Below are 6,676 nucleotides of genomic sequence, written 5' to 3'. Positions count from 1 at the left end.
CGCCCCCCCCCCCCCCCCGCGTCCGGTCAGCTCGCGGCGGTGCCGAGGTCCGACAGCGCGGAGGCGAGCTTGAAGTACTTGTTGGTGCCGAGGTCGCGCACGGTCTTGATGCCGAAGGCGGCGTTCAGCTTCTCCGCGTCGGCCTCGCTGACGCCCGCGAGGGCGGCGACCGGGGCGTCCAGCACCTCGGCGATGGAGAGGTTCTCGTAGGCCTTGTCGAGCTGCTTGTCCAGATCGGCGGAAATAGCCATTCGGCACACCCTTTCTCACGTCAGCAACGATTCGGGTGTCACCGTATAGGGTGAATGCGCACGGCGGTTATCCGGGCTGCTCAATTCGCCGTAAGTGCTGATCAGGATGCTTTTTCGGCGTGTCGGACCCGAATTCATCCCAGGCCGATGAAACCCGTTCGAGATGAACATTTCCGAACGGTCGTGCGACGTTCGCGGAAATGGCGCCGAAGTGCCTGCTCAGGCCAGGGGGAGGTCCGGCGGGATCTGCAACGCGATGGTGATGAGCGAGTGCACGCGGCCCGCGATGGCGGCCAGGAGCCCCTGCGCCTCCGGCCCCGCGGCGTCGATCGCGGCCTGGAGCACGTGCAGGTCCGCGTTGATCCGCATCAGCAGGTCGGCCACGTCGGCGGGCTGGGAGCCCAGCGCGCGGGAGATCTCCTCCAAGCTCACGCCCTGCGTCTCCAGCCGCTGGATCACGCCGATGCGGTCGGCGTCGGCGGGGGAGTAGAGGCGGTAGTTGGACGCGGTCCGCTTCGCCGGGTTGAGCAGGCCGAGGCCGGTGTAGTAGTCGACGGTGCGGATGCTGACCCCGGAACGGGCGGCCAGCTCGCCGATCTTGAGCAGCGCGTCGCTCATCCGCGGGCCTCCCCCGGTCGTCGGTGATCCACCAGAACCATACAGTGCCGCGTGCTAGTGTCGAGTGCATGCCGTCAACTGGTGATCCCGAGGGATGTAGTACGCGGCCGGGCCACGCCCGGCTGAACAGCGTGTCGAATGCCCATGCCGCTCCTCTTCCCCGCTCACGGGGTGGGGACGCGGCATGTTGATTCTCTGGGGACTGCTGACGATCGTGGTGCTCACCGCGGCGACCGGGTACTTCGTGGCCCAGGAGTTCGCCTACATGGCGGTGGACCGGGGGCGCCTGCGGCAGATGGCCGAGGCGGGCGACAAGTCCGCCGAGCGCGCGTACCGGGTGACCCAGCGCCTGTCGTTCATGCTCTCCGGAGCGCAGTTCGGCATCACGGTCACCGCTCTGCTGGTCGGCTTCGTCGCCGAACCCCTGCTCGGGTCCGGCCTGGCGGGCGTGCTGGGCTTCACCGGCCTCTCGGAGGCCGCGCGGCTCTCGGTGTCCGTGGCCGTGGCGCTGGTGTTCGCGACCGTGGTCCAGATGGTGCTGGGTGAACTGGTGCCCAAGAACCTCGCCATCGCCAAGCCCGAGACGCTGGCGAAGGCCCTCAGCTCGTCGACCCTCGTCTACCTCGCGGTCGCCGGGCCGGTCATCCGGTTCTTCGACGCCTCGGCCACCAGGCTGCTGCGGTCCATCGGCATCGAGCCGGTAGAGGAGCTGCCGCAGGGCGCGACGCCGGAGGACCTGCACCAGATCATCGACGAGGCGGGCGCCCAGGGTCACCTCGACCCCGAGCTGTCCCGACTGCTCGACCGCGGTCTCGACTTCCGCGGGCTGGTCGCCGAGCAGGCGATGACGCCGCGGGTCGCGGTGCACACCGTGAGGGCGGACGAGCCCGTGTCGCGGGTCGTGGACCTGCTGGACACCGGGCACTCCCGGTTCCCCGTCGTGGGGGCGGACCTCGACGACGTGGTCGGCGTGGTCGGCCTGGCCGAGGTGCTCACCGTCGACCCCGAGGAGCGCGCGGGCACGCCGATCGGGCGGATCGCCTCGCCCGCCGTGCTCGTGCCCTCCACGCTGCCGCTGCCCGCCGTGCTGGAGCGGCTGCGCGCCGAACACCGCCAGACCGCCTGCGTGGTCGACGAGTTCGGCGGCTTCGCGGGCGTGGTGTCGCTGGAGGACCTGGCCGAGGAGCTGGTCGGCGAGATCCACGACGAGGACGACCTGGTCCCGGACTCGGTGGAACACCGGTCCGACGGGTCGTGGGCGGTGCCCGGCAGGCTCCGGATCGACGAGATCGAGGACGCGACCGGCATCTCGCTGCCGGTGGACAACGGCTACGACACCGTGTCCGGCCTCGTGCTGAGCGAACTCGGCCGCACGGCGCGGGTGGGCGACGAGATCGAGGTCGTCGTCCACGTGCCGTCGCCGGACGACGAGCCGCCCCGACCGCACCACGTGCTGGTGCGGGTCGCCGCGGTCGCCAGGAACGTGCCCAGCACGGTCCTGCTGCGCGACCGCCCCGTATCGCCTACCGAGGACGACCAGGAGAAGGACACCGTGCACGAGCGCGACGAGGTGCTGGGCCGATGAGCATCGGGTGGTCGCTGACCATTTCACTGGCGCTGCTGGTGGGCAACGCCTTCTTCGTCGCCGCGGAGTTCGCCCTGATCTCCGCCAAGCGCCACCGGCTGGAGCAGGAGGCCGCGCAGGGCAGCCGGGCCGCCCGAGCGGCCGTCGCGGGCGTGCGGGAGCTGTCGCTCATGCTCGCGGGCGCCCAGTTGGGCATCACCCTGTGCACCCTGGGTCTCGGCGCGCTGGCCGAACCCGCGGTCGCGACGCTGCTCGACCCGCTGTTCCTGCTGACCGGGCTGCCCACCGCCGTGGCGCACGGGATCGCGTTCGTGATCAGCCTGGTGCTGGTCGTGTTCCTGCACATGGTGGTCGGCGAGATGGCGCCGAAGTCGTGGGCGATCTCGCACCCGGAGCGCTCGGCGCTGCTGCTGGCGCTGCCCTTCCGCGGGTTCGCCCGCGGTGTGCGCTGGCTGCTGTCCGCGCTCAACGGCACGTCCAACGCGCTGCTGCGGCTGCTCAAGGTAGAGCCGCAGGACGAGCTGGCCCAGGCGCACCGGCCGAACGACCTGCTGATGCTGCTGCGCCAGTCCGGTGAGCACGGGCTGATCCCCGAGGGCCAGCAGCGGCTCCTGACCCGGATGCTGCACCTCCAGAACACCACCGTCGCCGAGGTGATGGTCCCGCGGGACCGGACCGTCACCGTCACCGAGGAGACCACGGCCCGCGCGGTCGAACGGCTCAGCCGCGACACCGGCCGGTCCCGGTTCCCGGTGCTGGACCCGGACGGCGGTTTCGTGGGCCTGCTGCACATCCGCGAGGTCGTGCGGGCGACCGCCACCGGCGGCGACCCGACGGCCAGGACGATGATGACCACCCCGCTGACGCTGTCGGCCGACCTGCCCGTCGCCCGCGCCGTCACGGCGATGCGCGGGGCGAGGTCGCAGCTCGCGCTGGTCGCCGACGGCGAGCGGACCGTGGTGGGCATCGCCGCGCTGGAGGACCTCCTCGAACAGCTCATCGGGGAGTTCGACGACGAGACCGACCCCCAGGGCTGACCGACCGTCCGGTGTGGACCATCCGTCCACACCGGACACCGACCGGAGGGTGCCCGTCGCGGCCGGGTCGTCATGCCGGCAGGGGACGGCGCATCACCCGGGGGAGTGACTACCCGGTTCACGGGAACCAGCAGAATGCGCGTCATGACCGGCAGAACGATGGACGTGGGCAGGGCGCTCGTCCACCTGGTTCCAGGGCGCGACCACGACGTGGCGCGATCCCTGGCGCGCCAGTCGGTCCTGGTCGCGGCGGTGTGCCTGGTGACCGACGCGGCGAGCTTCGTGACCAGGGGCCCGGCCGACCTGGGGGCGCTCGACGCGCTGATCCTGGTCGGACTCGTCGCCGTGGACGCGGCCCTGGCGTCGTCGCCGCGGTACTCCGGGTGGGTGGCGCTCGCGCACGCCGCGCTGGTCCCGGTGCTGGCCCTCGTCCTGCCGGGGCGCAGCGCGACCACGGCGGGTCTGCTGGTCTCCGCGTACCGGGCGGGCGCCTGGCTGCCACGCCGGTCCGCGGCGCTCTCGTTGACCGCCCTCGCGCTCGGCGTGCTGGTCTCGCTGCTGATCGGCGGGTCGACGGAGCCGTTCGCCGTGGTGACCCTGGTGACCGCCAACTCGGTGCTGCCGTGGCTGGTCGGCCGCTACACCACCGCGCGCAAGGCCCACGTCGACGAGCTGCGCCGCCAGCGGGAGAACGCGCTGCGCGACGCGCAGGCCGAGGTGGACAAGGCGGTGACCAGGGAACGTGAAGCCATCGCCAACGACCTGCACGACGTGATCTCGCACCACGTCAGCGCGATCGGCGTGCACGCCGCCGCGGCGCGGCTGAACCTGGGCGACCAGGCGTCGGCGACCGCGGCCGAGGGCCCGGTGACCACGTCGCTCACGGCGGTGGAGGCGTCCAGCCGGGCGGCGATGGTGGACCTGCGGCGCCTGCTCGACCTGCTGCACGAGGGCGACGAGTCGTCCTCCCAGCCGGGGCTCGGCAAGCTGCAGGAGCTGTTCGACGGCGTGCGGTCGTCCGGCCTCCGCGTGGCCTTCGCCGTCTACAACGACCCGGCCCTCATCCCCGGCCCGGTCGACACCGCCCTGTACCGGGTGGCGCAGGAGATGATGACCAACGCACTGCGGCACGGCGACGGGACGGCGGTGCGGGTGGAACTCGACTACGGCCACGACCACGTGTCGATCACCGCGCGCAACCCGGTCGGGTCCGACGCGGTCCTCGCGGCGCGGGGCGCGCTGGTCGGGCAGCGGGGCTCCGGTCGGGGCCTCGACGGGATCAGGACCCGCGCGGAAGCGGTCGGCGGCTCCGCGACCTGCGGACTGGTCGAGGACGGGCAGTACTGGGAGACGAGCGTGACGATGCCGACCGGAAGCCGCTCATGACCCTGCGCATCGTGATCGCCGACGACCACGCGATGTTCCGCTCCGGCCTGCGGGCGGTGCTGGACGCGCAGCCGGACATGAGCTGCGTCGCGGACGTCGGGGACGGCTACAGCGCCGTCGAGGCGACCCAGAACCTGCGCCCGGACCTGGTGATCCTCGACGTGCGGATGCCCAAGCTGGACGGGCTCGCGGCGGCCCGCGAGCTGATGTCGTCCGGCGCGCGGGACCTCAAGGTCGTGCTGCTCACGACGTTCGACGCCGACGACTACGTGCGCAAGGCGCTGGCGTCCGGTGTGAGCGGGTTCGTGCTGAAGAGCCTGCCGCCCGAGGAACTGGTGACCGCGATCCGCGTCGCCGCGCGCGGCGACACCTACATCGACCCGTCGATCACCCGGCGGCTCGCGCCCCGGCTGGCCGACGCCCTGGTCCCGAGCACCCGGACGAGGAGCACGGCGCCGGGGGTCGACCGGCTCACCGCGCGCGAGCACGAGGTGTTCCTCCTGATGGCCGCGGGGCTGTCCAACGCCGAGATCTGCGAGCAGCTCTACGTCGGGAGCCAGACCGTCAAGACCCACGTGTCGCGGGTGCTGGCCAAGCTGGGGCTCCGGGACCGCGTGCACGCCGTGCGCTTCGCGCACCACTACGGCCTGATCGAGCAGACCGACACGTCCGGGCTGTGACGCGACCAAAAATTGTCGGTGCCGTCTGAGACGCTCTTCCCAGGAGTGAGGACGGGAGGGGTCATGGGCGGTTCGGACGGGGGTCCGCGTTCGGAGGCAGGTGAGGTTGCCGCGCGCCGGGGGTACGGCGAGTTGGTGGAGACGATCGTGCTCGGCTCGTCGTCCAGAGGTTTGGGCGTCGTGGTGGCGTTCGCGGTCCTGGTCGCGGTGTGCGGGGTCTTCTCCCTGACCGGGGCGGCCTTCGGGGTGGTGGGTGGGATCGTGCTCATCGCGTTGGCGGTGGTGGGCCTGACCGTCGGGCTGGTGGGCCTGCGGAAGCCGAAACCGCTGCCCCGCAACGCTTATCTGTTCCGCGGCGGTGTCGTGCTGGGCCACGACGGGGTGCTGGACCCGTACGCGTGGCCGGACCTGGAGCTGACCGAGAGCAGGGTGCGGGCGTCCAACGCGAGACCGGACCACCCGGAGCGGTGGACGACGCTGGTGCGGGTCGGCACTCCGGGTGGGGAAGCGGACTTCATCGTGCCGTCCGGTCGGGTGAAGGCCGTCGCGGCCCTGGCCCGCGCGGGTGGGGCGACGATGTTCGGCCACCGTGCCAGGGTGGACCCGTGACGACCGTGGCCCAGCTCCGCAAGGCCGCGCTCGCGCTGCCCGAGACGGCGGAGCGGAGCGCAGGCGGGTCGGCGGAGTTCACGGTGGGCGGCGAGCGGTTCGCGTCCGTCGGCGCGGACGGGCGGGTGCACCTCCACCTGTCCGAGGTGGACGCTGAGGAGGCCTTGGCCGTGCACCCGACGGCCGAACGGGTCGCGGGTGCCGTCCGCGTGCCGATCGGGGACGTCGACGGGCAGCAGGTGAACCACTGGGTGCGGCGGGCGTGGTTCGCCCGCGCGCCGGAGCGGCTCGCGAGTCGGGTGGCCGCCGGGGACGCGGCCGTTCCCGGTGAGGTGGGCGACCTGCCGTCGGCGATCGGGAAACCGGCCACTCGGGCGCTCAGCGGCGCGGGTCTCACGACCCTCGCCCAGGTCGCCGAGCTGACCGACGCCGAGCTGCTGGCGATGCACGGGGTCGGGCCGAAGGCGGTGCGCGTGCTCCGGGAGGCGATCGGGGGCTGAACCGAGGCGG

8 protein-coding genes are annotated in these 6,676 nt (G+C 72.3%); 6 read left to right on the top strand and 2 right to left on the bottom strand.

Annotated features, from left to right (window positions below):
* Nucleotides 1–26 precede the first annotated feature (26 nt).
* Together NZH93_RS01135 and NZH93_RS01130 are read right to left on the bottom strand one after the other, a co-directional pair.
* Nucleotides 27–251 (bottom strand): hypothetical protein, encoded by a 225-nt coding sequence (locus tag NZH93_RS01135; RefSeq protein ID WP_259620959.1) that lies wholly within the window; start codon nucleotides 249–251, stop codon nucleotides 27–29.
* Between the two features lie 219 nt (nucleotides 252–470).
* Nucleotides 471–869: a helix-turn-helix domain-containing protein gene (locus NZH93_RS01130; RefSeq protein WP_259620958.1), complete on the bottom strand. Its 399-nt coding sequence runs from the start codon at nucleotides 867–869 to the stop codon at nucleotides 471–473.
* Nucleotides 870–1,053: 184 nt separating this feature from the next.
* Between NZH93_RS01130 and NZH93_RS01125 the strand changes: the two genes are divergently transcribed.
* The 6 genes from NZH93_RS01125 (at nucleotide 1,054) to NZH93_RS01100 (ending at nucleotide 6,666) form a co-directional block, all read left to right on the top strand.
* A complete protein-coding gene (locus tag NZH93_RS01125; RefSeq protein ID WP_259620957.1) occupies nucleotides 1,054–2,454 on the top strand; it encodes a hemolysin family protein in 1,401 nt (466 codons plus the stop codon).
* The gene (locus tag NZH93_RS01120; RefSeq protein WP_259620956.1) at nucleotides 2,451–3,491 is read left to right on the top strand and encodes a hemolysin family protein; all 1,041 of its coding nucleotides are present in this window, start codon (nucleotides 2,451–2,453) and stop codon (nucleotides 3,489–3,491) included. The genes NZH93_RS01125 and NZH93_RS01120 overlap by 4 nt, the downstream gene beginning before the upstream one ends.
* Nucleotides 3,492–3,635: 144 nt before the next feature.
* Entirely contained in the window at nucleotides 3,636–4,877 is a 1,242-nt protein-coding gene (locus NZH93_RS01115) for a sensor histidine kinase (RefSeq protein WP_259620955.1), read from the top strand.
* A complete protein-coding gene (locus NZH93_RS01110) occupies nucleotides 4,874–5,557 on the top strand; it encodes a response regulator (RefSeq protein ID WP_259620954.1) in 684 nt (227 codons plus the stop codon). Before NZH93_RS01115 ends, NZH93_RS01110 begins: the two co-directional genes overlap by 4 nt.
* Before the next feature lie 135 nt (nucleotides 5,558–5,692).
* Complete coding sequence (locus NZH93_RS01105) at nucleotides 5,693–6,166, top strand: hypothetical protein (RefSeq protein ID WP_259620953.1); 474 nt, start codon at nucleotides 5,693–5,695, stop codon at nucleotides 6,164–6,166.
* Complete coding sequence (locus NZH93_RS01100; protein ID WP_259620952.1) at nucleotides 6,163–6,666, top strand: helix-hairpin-helix domain-containing protein; 504 nt, start codon at nucleotides 6,163–6,165, stop codon at nucleotides 6,664–6,666. Before NZH93_RS01105 ends, NZH93_RS01100 begins: the two co-directional genes overlap by 4 nt.
* The last annotated feature ends 10 nt before the right edge of the window (nucleotides 6,667–6,676 follow it).

Source organism: Umezawaea endophytica, assembly GCF_025061645.1.
In the GTDB taxonomy this organism is placed as follows: Bacteria; Actinomycetota; Actinomycetes; order Mycobacteriales; family Pseudonocardiaceae; genus Umezawaea; species Umezawaea endophytica.
The sequence above is the reverse complement of the archived record's forward strand: the minus strand, read 5'-3'. Positions and strand labels throughout refer to the sequence as shown.

Excerpts from the sequence above, each read along its gene's own strand:
- NZH93_RS01115 (WP_259620955.1), top strand. The coding sequence starts at position 3,636 with ATGACCGGCAGAACGATGGACGTGGGCAGGGCGCTCGTCCACCTGGTT.
- NZH93_RS01110 (WP_259620954.1), top strand. The coding sequence starts at position 4,874 with ATGACCCTGCGCATCGTGATCGCCGACGACCACGCGATGTTCCGCTCC.
- NZH93_RS01120 (WP_259620956.1), top strand. The coding sequence starts at position 2,451 with ATGAGCATCGGGTGGTCGCTGACCATTTCACTGGCGCTGCTGGTGGGC.
- NZH93_RS01135 (WP_259620959.1), bottom strand. The coding sequence starts at position 251 with ATGGCTATTTCCGCCGATCTGGACAAGCAGCTCGACAAGGCCTACGAG.
- NZH93_RS01130 (WP_259620958.1), bottom strand. The coding sequence starts at position 869 with ATGAGCGACGCGCTGCTCAAGATCGGCGAGCTGGCCGCCCGTTCCGGG.
- NZH93_RS01125 (WP_259620957.1), top strand. The coding sequence starts at position 1,054 with ATGTTGATTCTCTGGGGACTGCTGACGATCGTGGTGCTCACCGCGGCG.